This window comes from Caballeronia sp. INML1, from assembly GCF_023631085.1.
Taxonomy (GTDB): domain Bacteria; phylum Pseudomonadota; class Gammaproteobacteria; order Burkholderiales; family Burkholderiaceae; genus Caballeronia; species Caballeronia turbans.
Window position 1 is genome coordinate 1 of record NZ_JALQDT010000056.1, and the last position, 13,795, is coordinate 13,795.

Annotated in this window: 13 protein-coding genes and 1 pseudogene; 7 read left to right on the forward strand and 7 right to left on the reverse strand. The window is 61.5% G+C overall.

Annotated features, from left to right (window positions below; genetic code table 11):
* Positions 1-143: 143 nt before the first annotated feature.
* From NCR38_RS20985 to NCR38_RS20995, 3 genes and pseudogenes are all read right to left on the reverse strand, one after another.
* A pseudogene (locus tag NCR38_RS20985) lies at positions 144-539 on the reverse strand (TrbG/VirB9 family P-type conjugative transfer protein); the annotation flags it as partial.
* A 2-nt stretch (positions 540-541) separates the two neighbouring features.
* Positions 542-1,039, reverse strand: a complete 498-nt coding sequence (locus tag NCR38_RS20990) for a type IV secretion system protein (protein ID WP_311765931.1) — start codon at positions 1,037-1,039, stop codon at positions 542-544.
* A gap of 529 nt (positions 1,040-1,568) precedes the next feature.
* On the reverse strand, positions 1,569-2,093 hold the full coding sequence (locus tag NCR38_RS20995; RefSeq protein ID WP_250477553.1) for a TrbG/VirB9 family P-type conjugative transfer protein: 525 nt from the start codon (positions 2,091-2,093) through the stop codon (positions 1,569-1,571).
* A gap of 824 nt (positions 2,094-2,917) precedes the next feature.
* Here NCR38_RS20995 and NCR38_RS21000 point away from each other — a divergent pair.
* Together NCR38_RS21000 and NCR38_RS21005 are read left to right on the forward strand one after the other, a co-directional pair.
* The gene (locus NCR38_RS21000; RefSeq protein WP_061121463.1) at positions 2,918-3,781 is read left to right on the forward strand and encodes a hypothetical protein; all 864 of its coding nucleotides are present in this window, start codon (positions 2,918-2,920) and stop codon (positions 3,779-3,781) included.
* 417 nt (positions 3,782-4,198) lie between these two features.
* Positions 4,199-4,597 (forward strand): helix-turn-helix domain-containing protein, encoded by a 399-nt coding sequence (locus NCR38_RS21005; protein WP_409219319.1) that lies wholly within the window; start codon positions 4,199-4,201, stop codon positions 4,595-4,597.
* 16 nt (positions 4,598-4,613) lie between these two features.
* On the opposite strand, the gene NCR38_RS34180 is transcribed toward NCR38_RS21005, so the two are convergent.
* A complete protein-coding gene (locus NCR38_RS34180) occupies positions 4,614-4,736 on the reverse strand; it encodes a hypothetical protein (RefSeq protein ID WP_284502351.1) in 123 nt (40 codons plus the stop codon).
* Positions 4,737-4,934: 198 nt separating this feature from the next.
* Between NCR38_RS34180 and NCR38_RS21010 the strand changes: the two genes are divergently transcribed.
* The gene (locus NCR38_RS21010) at positions 4,935-5,654 is read left to right on the forward strand and encodes a Crp/Fnr family transcriptional regulator (RefSeq protein WP_061121461.1); all 720 of its coding nucleotides are present in this window, start codon (positions 4,935-4,937) and stop codon (positions 5,652-5,654) included.
* Between the two features lie 52 nt (positions 5,655-5,706).
* Here NCR38_RS21010 and NCR38_RS21015 read toward each other — a convergent pair whose 3' ends face one another.
* The 3 genes from NCR38_RS21015 to NCR38_RS21030 form a co-directional block, all read right to left on the reverse strand.
* Positions 5,707-6,129, reverse strand: a complete 423-nt coding sequence (locus NCR38_RS21015; protein WP_061121460.1) for a phasin family protein — start codon at positions 6,127-6,129, stop codon at positions 5,707-5,709.
* 709 nt (positions 6,130-6,838) lie between these two features.
* Entirely contained in the window at positions 6,839-8,728 is a 1,890-nt protein-coding gene (locus NCR38_RS21025) for a TRAP transporter large permease subunit (protein ID WP_061121459.1), read from the reverse strand.
* Positions 8,725-9,753: a TRAP transporter substrate-binding protein gene (locus NCR38_RS21030; RefSeq protein ID WP_061121458.1), complete on the reverse strand. Its 1,029-nt coding sequence runs from the start codon at positions 9,751-9,753 to the stop codon at positions 8,725-8,727. Before NCR38_RS21030 ends, NCR38_RS21025 begins: the two co-directional genes overlap by 4 nt.
* A 193-nt stretch (positions 9,754-9,946) precedes the next feature.
* Between NCR38_RS21030 and NCR38_RS21035 the strand changes: the two genes are divergently transcribed.
* The 4 genes from NCR38_RS21035 (at position 9,947) to NCR38_RS21050 (ending at position 13,633) form a co-directional block, all read left to right on the forward strand.
* Positions 9,947-10,837 carry a LysR substrate-binding domain-containing protein gene (locus NCR38_RS21035; protein ID WP_250477554.1) on the forward strand — a complete coding sequence of 297 codons (891 nt, stop codon included), beginning with the start codon at positions 9,947-9,949 and terminating at the stop codon, positions 10,835-10,837.
* A gap of 198 nt (positions 10,838-11,035) precedes the next feature.
* The gene (locus tag NCR38_RS21040) at positions 11,036-12,394 is read left to right on the forward strand and encodes an NAD(P)H-dependent oxidoreductase (protein ID WP_061121456.1); all 1,359 of its coding nucleotides are present in this window, start codon (positions 11,036-11,038) and stop codon (positions 12,392-12,394) included.
* A 37-nt stretch (positions 12,395-12,431) separates the two neighbouring features.
* On the forward strand, positions 12,432-12,743 hold the full coding sequence (locus tag NCR38_RS21045; RefSeq protein ID WP_061121455.1) for a putative quinol monooxygenase: 312 nt from the start codon (positions 12,432-12,434) through the stop codon (positions 12,741-12,743).
* Entirely contained in the window at positions 12,740-13,633 is an 894-nt protein-coding gene (locus tag NCR38_RS21050) for an NAD(P)-dependent oxidoreductase (protein ID WP_250477555.1), read from the forward strand. Before NCR38_RS21045 ends, NCR38_RS21050 begins: the two co-directional genes overlap by 4 nt.
* Positions 13,634-13,795 lie beyond the last annotated feature (162 nt).

Consider the following 13,795-nt stretch of genomic DNA (forward strand, 5'->3'; position numbering starts at 1 on the left):
GGAAGCAATCGATAGCGTCGGTTTTGTGAACTCACGAGCAGCATCGAACGCTCACAAGGGTTTTTGCGCGTGTCAGAAGCGCGAGTTCAGCATCCGTCGCAACGCGTCTTAGCGCGCCAACGACGGATATTTCAACGGCCTGCTAGATCGGCCTTGTGAGGCTTGATGAACACGTGGTTCATCTTGTCGTCGTCGATTTCCCACTGGACGCTGTCGCCCATCGCCGGGTCAGCAATTAGCTTCTCGCCCTTCTCCAGCTCGATCGTCGTAAGCTTGAGCGGTGCGGTCAGCACGCGGTAGATTTGGTCGCGGCTGTATGGGAACACGCCAATGCGCGCGTCGCCCGGCATCGTCAAAGGATCGGCCCCGCCGTTGAACGGATTGATCGGGCTCATGGGGTCGCCCGCGACCATCGCAGCATTAAATGCAGAATCGCTCACGGCTTTCTTAGCCGCAGCCGGTTGAGCAAGGAACGCTGCGCATGCAGCGAGAACGCACATGCCGATGACCGGCGGTTTATGGAGAGTGGTTGCGGTCATGCTTATGCGGTCCGCTCAAGGCGGAAGAACGGAATGAAGATGCCGAAGGGGTTCGTCGTCAGCGCTTGCTCGGCAGTGGGAGCGACGATTTGATAGCGCAGCGTGAGTGCGTACGACTTCACGTCCGGCTTACCCGTGGCGCCAGCCTGCGACGTCGTCGTCGTGAATTCGACAAGTACCGTCGAGTCTTCAAGCAACGCGATGTTGCGCACGTCGACTTCGCGGATCAGTTTCGGGTTTGCCGTGATCTGCTGGAACGGTGTGTCAGCCTTCAGCCAGTCGCGGAACTGACCGGCTGCCGCGCCGATCATTTGCGCCTTGACCGAGTTGATGTTGGCGGTCATGCGCGAAGTCTCGAGACGGTCCGACAGCACCGGCTCGATCGTGAACCAGCGAATCGCCATGTCTTTGACGGTCGTGCGCACAGCTTGCGAGTCGGGCTTGTAGGCGACCAGCTCGGTCACGATCGGATGGCCGCCGGTGTCAGCAGAGACGCCCACAACTCGAGTGACTGAAGGCGGAGGTTGGCGCGTCCAGACAGCACCGGCGGCGAAAGGCCAGGCCGAACGAAATCAGCATCCAGCGGTTTGCTTCAAGCTTGAGCTTCGTGCTCGTCTCGAAAATCACCTTGCTTGGATCTTCTTCGGCGTATGAGCCGGGGGCCGTGGACAGCGCGGCCCGTCGCTTATTCTTGAGAAGACGCATGGCAACCCTTTGGAATGGTCACCATTGAAACAGCGTGCGCGTGCTTTTGTCGGCGGAAAGACGGCTTGTTTCGTGCGTCTTTGCACGGTGCGCCGTTCGGTACCGTGCTGCGGTCGGTTAGCGTTCGCTAGGAATTATCATGATAATTCTCGATCCGTGAGAACAGGCGCGAAAAGATGTCGCTTTCCGCTGCAGACCTAGGCCATGTATGTACTAGCCAAACGGCTCGCTGGGCGATCCTGCGAGTGGGGTGTAACATTTTCGCAAGTGTGCGGATTTGTTACACCCTCGTTTTGGACAGAAAAAATCTTTAGAAACAAGCGTTTATCGTTTAGGGGCTGACAAGCTAGGAATTATCATGATAATTCGTAGGCTCATTTGGCGATGTTCGGCGGACGTAACCACGGCACAGCGTTCCGGTGCCACGGCATTACATTCCGCTCCCAGACTCGACTGCGTTCCAGCGTTCCGCGCAAGGCACGCGATGCTTGCTCGTTGCGATCGAAGAGTCAATTGCTCACACTGGACGCTGTCGCCCATCGCGGGGTCGGCAATCAGCTTCTCGCCCTTCTCCAGCTCAATCGTCGTCAACTTGAGCGGGGCGGCCAGCACGCGGTAGATCTGGTCCCGGTTGTTGAACACGCCAATGCGTGCGACGCTCGGCATCGTCAAAGGATCGGCGCCGCCGTTGAACGGATTGGTCGGGCTCATGGGGTCGCCCGCGACTATCGCTGCATTGAACGGCGAGTCGCTTGCGGCCTTCTTGGCCGCAGCCGGTGGCCAGTCGCGGAACTGCCCCGCTGCCGCGCCGATCATTTGAGCTATCACCGCGTTGATGCTGGCGGTCATACGCGACGTTTCAGGCGGTCTGACAGCACCGGCTCGCTCGTGAACCGGCGAATCGCCATGTCTTTGACGGTCGAAGCGTCACTACGGTCACCAGCGTTGACCAGCAAATATCACGAATGCTAAGCCGTGACATACCGGTATGAGCTGTACCAAGGATGAGTAAGGCCGACGACAAACGCTGATACCGACCAGCTTTCTTGACCCTACCACGTCATCGCGTTCCGCTCGCGACCGGGATCTCCGTGGAGTCGTGCTCTGTTTCGCACGTCTTTTACGGTCGCTCGCAGATGAACCCTATGCTGTGGCGGACCGACTAAGTTGTGACGGAAGGAGCGTTTGGGCACATTTGTGCATCTGCGCATGTTTGCGGACTGCCGCGAGCGCCGTAGGAAATGTCACGATACCTACAGCCGGCTCGGGTCCTCGAGAGAGTGTTACGATTAGGAACAAAAAGGGAATTCGGCACAAAAAGCACTTATGCGCCGCTGTTCACGGACGTGCCGATCCTTGTAGTCACGTCAGCTCTTCGCAACTCGTCGAGCCTTCATCAAATGGCTTCCGAGACGTACGTACCCGGGATGAATAGCTTGTAAAGTATCGCCCTACCTTTGAAATGCAATCTAACCATGACGCTTCGTTGAATGGAGATTGCGATAAGGCTGGTGTGCTCAGGTTCTCGCATCCTGCGTGTATGAGGTCAGCCCGATCTTTGAACGATACAAAGTTGTGCCTCCGGGCTAGAGGTCTACTCGCCCTCGACGCGCTGTCCGAACTTTGGCGCACCCGCGTTGTTCGTCGCCGCGCATCGACACATCAACAAATCAATGACTGTCGACTTATCTACAAAATCGTTAGGAAAAAATCCGCTCCTGCTTGCCTCCGTCTATCAAAGCGGACTTGGGAGAACATGGCAGAATCAAACTCAGGCTGCCAAAGCGCTCGCCGGGCTCAAAGTAACTCGTGCACACATAAACCGAGCGGCGCGGCTGATTGCGATGCCGGAAGCAGTCCTGTCGCTTTTTTCATCGACGAAGGTTAGAGACGCAACTGCTCGCGAGTTGATACGGCTCGAAAACAAGTTCGGAAGGGATGAAGTGCAACGGCGGGCTGAGAGGATCGATGCCAATGGCCGAAGCTGGCAAGAGTTGGTAGCGATGCTAGAAGGGGTGCCCCCGCCTGTTCGAAGGAGGGCAGAGTGGAAGGACGTCTCGCCAATTGAGCGGGCGTCCCAGTTTGCGGACGGCTTGGCTTCTAATCTTTGGTCAACCATGGCAGAGGCGGCCACCATCACTGGTTGGGACCGGTCGACGCTTGCAAGGGCGATCGCAATCTCAAAGCTTCCATCAATAGTCCTCAGCTTGTTCGACGGATCATATATGTCGCTAGAGGTCGGCGAGACGCTGATCGGGATCCAGAGGACGGTCGGCGAAGAGAGACTGATTCGGAACGCAAGGGCGCTCCACGACAGGCCCAAGCGTCGCTCTACGGATGAACTGTTAAATGCACTGGCGGGGGCACGGGACTATTCCGACATGTCTCTGAGGATACGCGCAACGCCGACAAAGATCAGCTTTGAGATGACGTTCAACGTCGAAGATGCGAGGGGATTGCTAATCGACGAGGATGAGGTGAAAGGGTACATCCAAGCTTTTTTGATGTCGTCGCGGCGAGAGAAACGAAAAAAATAAAGACTCTGGACGCTTGCCAGTGCAACCGAGCGTGCGCATGTAACGAGACTTGTCCAACGAGAGTGCGGGCCAGTTACGCGGGACTCTTCAGAAAACGACTGTTCTCGCCTCGCGGATACATCGCTACGCTTCCGCGCCTCGCTTACCGCGACACGCGGACCTGCGGCTTGGTGCGTCCGGACGAACTGACCGAAGTCCCACGCAAGATCCGAATGTCCGAAGATATTGCAGTCGGATAACGCGGATGCGTCCAACTGAAGACGCTTGAGCGTCAGCTTGCCCTGCGCCGAAAAAACCTAATTATCGTATTTTTGGGTTGTAGCGGCTGTATCCTAATGTCGGGTTCTGGCTATTTACAGATGTCGAGTTTTTGACCGGTGGCAAGCTGGGGGCTGACCGTTCAGACGGGAGCCCGTCATGTCACCGAACGCACCTGTGAGTTTGACCATGGGCGAATGGGACAGACTGAAGGTTATCGAAGCGGTCGTCGAGACGGGTTTGAAGCCCGGACGCGCGGCTGAGCGCTTGGGTCTGACGGTGCGTCAGATCGAGCGCCTGCTGACGCGCTATCGGGAGCACGGACCGCAAGGCGTGGCGTCGGGTAAGCGTGGCCGACCGGGCAATCGCAAGCTGGACGACGTCCTGGCGCAGCGCGCCGTGAACCTCATCCGGGAACGCTACGCCGACTTTGGCCCGACGCTGGCCCGCGAGAAGCTCGAGCAATGTCACGATATTAGCTTTGCTTGGTTCATTGCCGCGCGTCTGCTTGGCGTCTCGCGCCGCAGACGTGTTCGACGGATGTATGCCACGCGATGATCTTTAACGCGTGCCTCTACGGCGTTTCCGATGGCGTCGGGTGCGCGACTTCAATTCTGCCGTTCAACACGTCGCACTCGAAGCGCGTCGGCAGGATGTCATAAAGCATCACGAGCGCTTCCCCGTCGCTGTAGTGCATGGCCGCTTGAACACGGCCTCGTCCGCCCGCCGATATCGGCCTGTCGATCCGCGCGGCGCGCCAGAACTATACTTCGAGCAGGAAGTGACCCCGCGCGGGTGCGATTAATCGATTCCCTGAAACGGTCGCGAGGCCCGCTCGCGCGCGGTCCGCCGCCCCCTTTGTCCGGGGCGATTCTGGCGAACCTGAGGACCCGCTATGGTTGACGACGCACGTCTCGACGAAAACCATTTACTTTCGGTTTTGCCAGAAGCAGAAAGGGTGCGCCTTGCGCCGCATCTCGTTCCGGTCGACATGACTTTGGGGCAGGTCGTGTACGAATCGGGCGATCGCCAGCGCTTCGTCTATTTCCCTGCGACATCCATCGTGTCTCTGCTCTACGTGATGGAGGATGGCGCGTCCGCAGAAATTGCGATCGTGGGTAATGAGGGGCTCATCGGCATCGCACTGTTCATGGGCGGCGAAACGACGCCGAGCCGCGCTATCGTGCAAAGCGCCGGGGCCGCCTTCCGGCTGGACGCGCAGATACTCAAAGAGGAATTCATCCGCGGCGGCCCCGTGCAGCGGCTGTTACTGCGCTATACGCAAGCCCTGATCACGCAAATGGCACAGACCGCCGTTTGCAACAGGCACCATTCGATCGACCAACAACTGTGCCGGTGGCTGCTGCTCAGCATGGACCGCCTGCCCTCCAATGAACTGAAGATGACCCAGGAACTGATTGCCAACATGCTCGGCGTACGGCGTTCCGGTGTGACGGAAGCAGCGCTTAAGCTTCAGGACGCCGGGCTCATTCGCTACGGTCACGGACACATCCAGGTGCTCGACCGGCCGGGGCTCGAAAAACGTGTCTGCGAGTGTTATCGCGTCGTGAAGCAGGAGTTCGACCGTCTGCTGCCCGATCTAAAGGCCGTCTAAATCGCGCCTCGCGCGGCGCTCTGTGCCACCGGCAAGGCGCCTTTGTTATTCCCTACTGCGTGCGCTTCGACGACAGCGCCGTGAGCTCCTGCATCGTCTGCTCGGCGCGCTTGCTGATCGCCGCTAACGATTCCGTCTGCGACTTCTGTGCCATTTCAGCAAGCTCGCGCATGTTTTCGAACGCCGTCTGCAGCGACTCCTGGATGAACGCCCCCCGCTTTGCCATCGCCTCCGCTGCATTGTCGCCGCTCATCCGGCCCGCTGCGGCCTGAATCGCCTGCGCGCTCGCATTGAGCATCTCTGTTTGCTTTCGAACCAACGCCTGCATGCCTTCATACGCGAGTGTGTTGGCCTTCGCGAGTGCTTCTACGTCCTTGCGCCGCGCTTCCAGCAACGACGTCATATCGACGCCGGGAAACTTGAAGCTCTCCAGGATCTTGCTGAAATCAGCGATCTGCGTAACAGGTGTTGCCATGGTGACTCTCCTTTCGACATGTTGTTGAACAATCAGTAGCGTGACTAGCTTGTGGCATCGTCCGCCATCGTCCGCTGCAGGATGACCGCGTGCCGGCTGAACGTCCGCGCCTCGCCATCGGAAACACGGTCCGCTCATATACTTCGTTGATGACATCGGCGGCCGACAGAAAGAACGCGAGCACGGCAGTGAGCAGACCGCCATATCCGCCCGCCATCCGCAACGCTACCGAGCCCGTCCATTCGCCACCGGCGAGCAGGAGAAAACGTGATCCATAACGCCAGAAAAATGAACTGGAGCGGCGCGCGCGGCGAGCGGAACGTGGCAAGCCACATGTAGAACATGAAGACGCCCCAGAGAAACAGATACCAGCCGATGAAGGCGGCAGGCACCTTCGCATGGAAGTCAAGGCGGCGCGAAATGTGATGAAGGGAGGCTGCCGATGCAGGCGATCGACGACGATCATGCCGCGCGGGGCCGTCTCGGGCGCCTTTCAGTGGGACTGCGGAGCGTCTACACCACAGTGCGCGCGCCCCGGGGCAAAGTCGGTACGGTAGCGTACGGGTTCGAGCGTACGCAGCGTGGAAGGGAAACCCGATTGGACGCTCGACGAGCAGCGTACCCACCACCGGGCGCTGCTCTCGACATGTGAAACCGCACTTCGCGACTGGCAAGTGCGGTCATAGCCTGCAAAAATGGCGAAGGCCGTTCAAAGGAAAACCGTCGAAATCCAGGGAATAAAGGCAATTGCGATCAGTCCAAGAAGCAGCATGCCGAGATAGATCCAGATCCGCCTGAGCCCCGCTTCCGGCGACACCTCGCCGATGATGCACGCTGCGTAATAGCACAAGCCGAACGGCGGCGCGAACACCCCGAGCCCCATTGCGAGCACGACGACCATCGCATAGTGCACTTCGTGTATCCCGAGCTGATGCGCAACCGGAAACAACAGCGGCCCGAACAGCACGATGGCGGGAATGCCCTCCAGCACGCTGCCAAGCACGATGAACGCAGCGATCGATACCAGCATGAAGCCCGCGGCACCGCCAGGGACTCTCGTCATCATGTTCGCAAGGTCGTGCGAGAAGCCGGACTGCGTCAACGCCCAGCCCATCGCGCTCGCCGCCCCGACGATGAACAGAATCGCGCCGGATAGTGCCGCCGTCTGCAGCAGCATCGGCATGATCGCTTTCCACTTGAGGCCGCCGCGATAGATCAGGAGGCCGATCACGAGCGAATAGGCGATGCCGATCGTCGATACCTCCGTCGCGGTCGCGATGCCTTCGACCACCGCGCTGCGAATCAGAAACGGCAGCAGTAGCGCTGGTAATGCGATTACGAACGTGCGACGCACCTGCGACCACGGCGCCCTCACCGCGCCAGCGCGGCTCTCCGCCGTTTCTTCCTCGCGCCCCGCACGCCACCACGCGACGACGCCGAGCACGAAAGCAAGTACGATCGCCGGCAAAATGCCCGCGGTGAAGAGCGCCGCGATAGATATGCCCGTCACCGACGCGATCGCGATCAGCACGAGCGACGGTGGAATCGTTTCGCTCATCGCACCGGACGCCGCGAGCAGCGACACCAACTCGCCGTCTTTCATCCCGCGCTTGCGCATCTCGGGGAAAAGCACGGGCGCAACCGCCGCCATATCGGCTGTTTTCGATCCGGAGATGCCCGAGATCAGCAGCATCGCTCCGAGTAGCACATACGACATGCCTCCCCGAACATGACCGAGCAGCGAAGCGAGAAACGCGACCATCACGCGCGCGACGCCCGTCACATGCACGAGTTGGCCGAGCAGCACGAACATCGGCACGGCGAGCAGGATCAGTGTGCTCATGCCCTCATCCATGCGTCCGACCACGACGCTGAGCGGCGTCGACGTGGTGGTCAGCAGATAGGCGCTCGTCGCGAGCGAGAACGCGAAGGCGATCGGCACGCCGGCCATCACCGCCGCGCCAAGCACGCCGACAAAAAACACGAGTAGCGCGCCCTGCCCCATGTGCGTCAAGGGCCCCTTGGCGAGAAAGCAGCCGAACGCGATCAGCAGGATGAGCGCCAGCGCACCGACGATATGACGCCGGTCATGCCGTGCAAGACGCAGCCCGCAACTGACCAATGCCGCCGCACAGCCGAACGGAATCGCCAGCGCTCTCACCGAGCCCGACCAGCCGAGCGCCGGCGTTTCGACGAATGCCTGATCCTGCACATAGTCGAACGCTGGATGCATCACGAGCGCGAAGAAGGCGGCCGCGGCAGTGACCGCCAGCGTCTCGGCCCACGCCTGTGCGCGCGGCGTCATGTGTGATACGAAAAAGGTCAACCGCATGTGACATGAACGCTGCACCGCGAGCGCGCTGCCCAGCATCGCAAGCCAGAGGAACAGGATGGACGCGAGTTCGTCCGACCAGATGAGCGGTTGATGAAACACCGCACGCGCGACGATGCCGACGAACAGCAGCACAACCTCGCCGACGACCGCGGCTGCGGCGAGCACTTCGATGCCACGGCGCAACCAGCGTTCGATGCCGGTCTCGCCGTGATTGTCGCGTACGAACGACGGCCCCGGCACCTCCAGATTGTGTGCGGCGCTCATGATATTTTCCCCGTCACCGCTTCGAGGGCACTCCAGGGACCGGCACCGAACTTGTCGCGCCATTGCGCATAGAAGCCGGCTTTCGAGAGCGCTGCGCGAAACGCGTCCCTGTCCGCGGGAACGAACGTCAGTCCCTTGCTGGAAAGCTGGGACTTCAGCGACGTGTTCAACCGCGCGACATCCGCACGCTGCTCGACACTCGCTCGATCGAATTCGCGTCTCACGATCGTCTTGAGATCGTCGGGCAGTGCGTTGAATGCGCGCGGATTGCCGAGCAGCCAGAACGGGTCCCAGATGTGGTTGGTCTCAGCCACGTATTTCTGCACTTCATAAAGCTTGCCCGCCTCAATCGTGACGAGGCCGTTTTCCTGGCCGTCCACGAGATGCGTCTGCAACGCGGTGTAGAGCTCGTTGAAGTTGATCGACGTAGGGTTTGCGCCTAGTGTCTGGAAGAGCGACGTGAACATCGGCGAGACCGGCACGCGAATGCGGTAGCCGCGCAAGTCGTCGGGTGCTTTGATCGGTTTCGTGGCGGACGTGATCTGCCGGAAGCCGTTGTCCGCCGCCTTCGACACCGACACATACCCGCTCTTGTCGATCTGCGTGCGAATGATCTTGCCGAGATCGCCATCGACGCCGCGCCAGACCTGATCGTAGTCGGAGAACGCGAAGCCGAGATTGGTGATCGCCGCGAGCGGAATCACGGTCGACATCACCGAGCCTGAGATGTTGAGGAACTCGACGGCGCCCGAGCGCGTCTGCGAGAGCAGATCGGTGTCCGAGCCGAGTTGCGATGCGGGGAAGAAGCGGATTTCGAGCCTGCCGCTGCTCGCCTCGCGTATGCGGTCGATGGCTTCCTTGAGCCGCGCATTGATCGGCTGATTAAGGGATTGCCCGGTGGCGAGCTTGTAGGTGAACTCTGCGGCGCGTGCGGGCCGGGTCCATATCGTTACCAGCGGAAGGGCGGCCGCGGCCTTCAACACCGCGCGTCGCGAGAGGCGGCGCGGCGAGTTCGACGTGCTCATGATGCTGTCTCCTGTTTATGAACTTGCGTGTCCACGCGCCACTTTGTCTGTATGGCGTCGCGGCACGTCGCGACACTTGTTCGACTCTCGTCGAGGCGCCGCCGGTCCTGCGTGTGCAAAATATAAGAGGCTTGTTGGTGAAGGACAATTCAATTATTTTGCGCAAAGGTGTAGCCAATCTAAAGGGTGAGTCATGTATCTGCCATTGCGGGCCATCAGTGTTTTTCATGCGGCTGCGAGTTCGGGGAGCATCTCTCGCGCAGCCGCGGAACTGAACGTCACACCATCGGCCGTCAGCCAGCAAATCCAGTCTCTGGAGACGCATCTGGGCACTACGTTGATGACGAAGGTCGGACGTGGTGTGGCATTGACCGAAGCAGGCGAGCGCTACTTCGCGATGATTTCAGAAGAGATCGACCGCATCGCCGACGCGACTCAGCGTATACGCGGGTTGCGCTCCGTCACGCTCCTGACCGTGCGCGCGACGCCAACGCTGTCCACCAAGTTTCTCCTGCCGCGCCTGCGCTCGTTCCTCGACGGTCATCCCGATCTCGAAGTGCGTCTTAACGGCACCAATGAAATGACCGACTTCGCGCAGGAATCCGTCGATATCGAGATTCGTCACGGCACCGGGCAATGGCCGGGCTTGTATGTCGAGGCGCTGACCGAGGAATCGTTCCTGCCGGTCTGCTCACCCGCGTACTGCGCACCGTCGAGTCTCGATGCCGCCGAACTGCGGCGCCATCGGCTCATCTATTCGATCAAGTCGCAGGTCCAGTGGCCGCACTGGTTCTCGGTGGCGCGCACAGAACCGCTCGATCCGGGGCAGCGCGTGCTCTTCGACCGCAGCCATATGGCGATCGATGCCGCCGTCGACGACATGGGCATTGCCCTCGAAAGCACGCTCATGATGTGGCGCGAACTGCGCGACGGCACGTTGATCTGCCCTGTGCGTGAGCCTCCGGAGATACGGCTGACGACGCAGTGGGTCGTCTGTCCGTTCGAGCATCTGCACAAGAAGAAAGTGATCCTGTTCCTCGACTGGCTGCGCGCCGAGCGTGCCGCCTGGCAAGCCGCTTCGTAGCGTGCCGCCGCCCGCTGACGTTGAAGCCTGGCTAACAAATCGCCTCGGAAATGTTAATTGTTCTGGCTGAACCCCCTGACTACACTTGCTCGCAAGTAAGGCGCACCGCTGTCATGCCTTCGAACACGCCTCCCCGGCCACTCACCGCGCGCCGCGCTCGCGGCCACGATCCATAGTCTCGACCACAAAGGATTGCAAATGAATCTCTCCAGTCTGCTCCAGGCACGCAACGCTTCCGGACGCCCCGTACGCGTCGGCCTGATCGGCGCCGGCAAGTTCGGCTCGATGGTGCTGTCGCAGGCCCGCCATATCGAAGGGCTGCATGTCGTAGGCGTCGCCGATCTCGACGTCGGCAAGGCGCGCGCATCGCTTGCGCGAGTCGGCTGGCCTGCCGAACAATACGGCGCACGCACCCTCTCCGATGCCGTCGAGACCGGCGCCACCTGCGTCCTCGACGATGCCGCCGCACTCGCCGCCTGCGGGGAAATCGAATGCATCATTGAAGCGACGGGCCATCCGATCGCCGGCGTGCGTCACGCACTGGCCGCAATCGAAGGCAACAAGCATGTGGTGATGGTCAACGTCGAGGCCGACGCGATGTGCGGCCCGCTGCTCGCCGCCCGCGCTCGCGAGCGCGGTCTCGTCTACAGCATGGCATACGGCGATCAGCCCGCGATCATCTGCGAACTGGTGGACTGGGTGCGCTCGTGCGGCTTCGAGCTGATCTCGGCTGGCAAGGGCATGAATTTCGAGCCGCGCTATCGCTATTCGACGCCGGACACGGTATGGAGCTTCTTCGGCTGGACCGAGGAAGAAGTGGCCAAGGGCGACTTCAACCCGAAGATGTACAACTCCTTCACCGATGGCACGAAGGCCGCGATCGAAATGGCTGCGGTCGCGAACGGAACCGGCCTCGACTGTCCGGACAACGGCCTCGCCTTTCCTCCCGCTGGCCTGCATGATCTGGCGCGCGTCTTTCGGCCGGCGCAAGACGGCGGACGCTTGTCGCGCAGCGGTCTCGTGGACATCGCCGCGAGCCAGGAACCGGACGGCCGCGAAGTGCTCAACAACATCCGCTACGGCGTCTTCGTCACGTTCAAGGCGCCGAACGAATACGCGCGCGCGTGCTTCAAGCAGTACGGCCTGCTCGTCGATCCGACCGGCTGGTACGGCTCGATGTGGCGTCCGTTCCACATGATCGGTCTCGAAACCAGCGTGAGCGTGTTGTCGGCCGTCTTGCGCGGCGAGGCCACGGGTTCGTCCAAGGAATTCCGCGGCGACGCCGTGGCGACCGCCAAGCGCGACCTCAAGCCGGGCGAGACGCTAGACGGCGAAGGCGGCTACGCAGTCTGGGCCAATGCGATCCCGGCATCGAAGAGCCTCGCCATCGGCGGCCTGCCGATCGGGCTCGCGCACAACGTCAGACTCAAGCGCCCGGTCGCCAAGGACACCATCGTGCGCTTCGAGGACGTCGAACTGGAACGCGATCTCGATGTCGTCGCGCTGCGTCGCGAGATGGAGCAGAGCGCGCTCGGCAAGCCCGCGAAAGCAGCGTGAAGTGCGCACATCATGTGCATCGATTGGAGAGTCCAGCATGGATAGCCGAACGGAAGCATTCGTCGTCGTCGCGGAGTTCGAAGTGAAGGCCGAGTGTGTGCGCGACTTCCTTGCACTCGCACGCGACGACGCGCGGCACTCGCTTGCCGACGAGCCCGGTTGCCGGCAGTTCGACATCGTCCAGTTCGAAGAAACGCCGGCGCGCGTCATGTTCTACGAGGTGTACGACAATCGCGCCGCGTTCGATGCGCACTTGCAGACCTCGCACCTCGATCGGTTTCGTGCCGGCTTTCCGGCGCTGATCGTGAAGGAGCGCCCGGTGTGCTTCGGCCGTCGCGAGCCTGCATGATGCGCGCGAGCCTTGCAGTAGGTTTCATCGGCACGGGCATCATGGGCTTGCCGATGGCCCGGCGCGTGGCCGGCGCCGGCTACCGGGTCGCGGCGTGGAACCGCACCCGGGACAAGGCGGCGCCGCTCGTGTCGGCGGGCATCGAGGTGGTCGGTCATGCAAGCGAAACTGCGCGCGATGCGGACGTTGTCATCTGCATGCTGAGCTCGGGCGCCGCGTGCGACGACCTCCTGCTTGGCGACGACGGGATCGTCGCCAGGATGCGTGCGGGCAGCGTGCTGATCGTGATGAGTTCGATTCCTGTCGATACCGCGCAGCGCCACGCGCAGGCCGCAGCGGCGCGTGACGTCGGCTATCTCGACGCGCCCGTTTCTGGCGGCGAGAAAGGCGCGCAGGACGGCACGCTCGCGATCATGGCCGGCGGCGAGGCGGAGGTATTCGAACGCGTGCGCGCCGTGCTGCAGACGATGGGCCGTCCGACGCGCATCGGCCCGGCGGGCACGGGCCAGCTCGCGAAGCTCGTCAACCAGATGATGGTCGCGAGCACGATCGCCACCGTCGCCGAAGCGATGCTGCTCGCGGAACGCGGCGGCGCCGATCCCGCGCAGGTCCGCGCGGCGCTCCTCGGCGGATTCGCCGACTCGACGATCCTGCGTCAGCACGCGGCACGCATGATCGCGCAGGATTTCAAGCCGGGTGGGCCGGCCAAGTATCAGATCAAGGATACGAAGACGGCGCTCGGTTTCGCGCACAGCGTGGGGCTGGAGCTGCCGGTGCTGGGGCTCGTCGACGGCCTCTTCACCGACATGGTCGAGCATGGTGACGGTGAGCTGGATCACAGCGCGTTGATCCGCGAACTACGCAGGCGCAATGGCTTGCCGGTGGCGTGACGGCGTGACGAATGCATCGCGGCTTTTTCTCACGACTTCGCTTTTCGCATTCGCATCGCCGTTTCCGCGAACAGTCGATCACCACCTCGCGCAGCCAGCGATCGCCTTCGTCGCGGTGGACTTTCGACCGGCTTGACCCATTCGCCCCCCGCCGGGAACCCG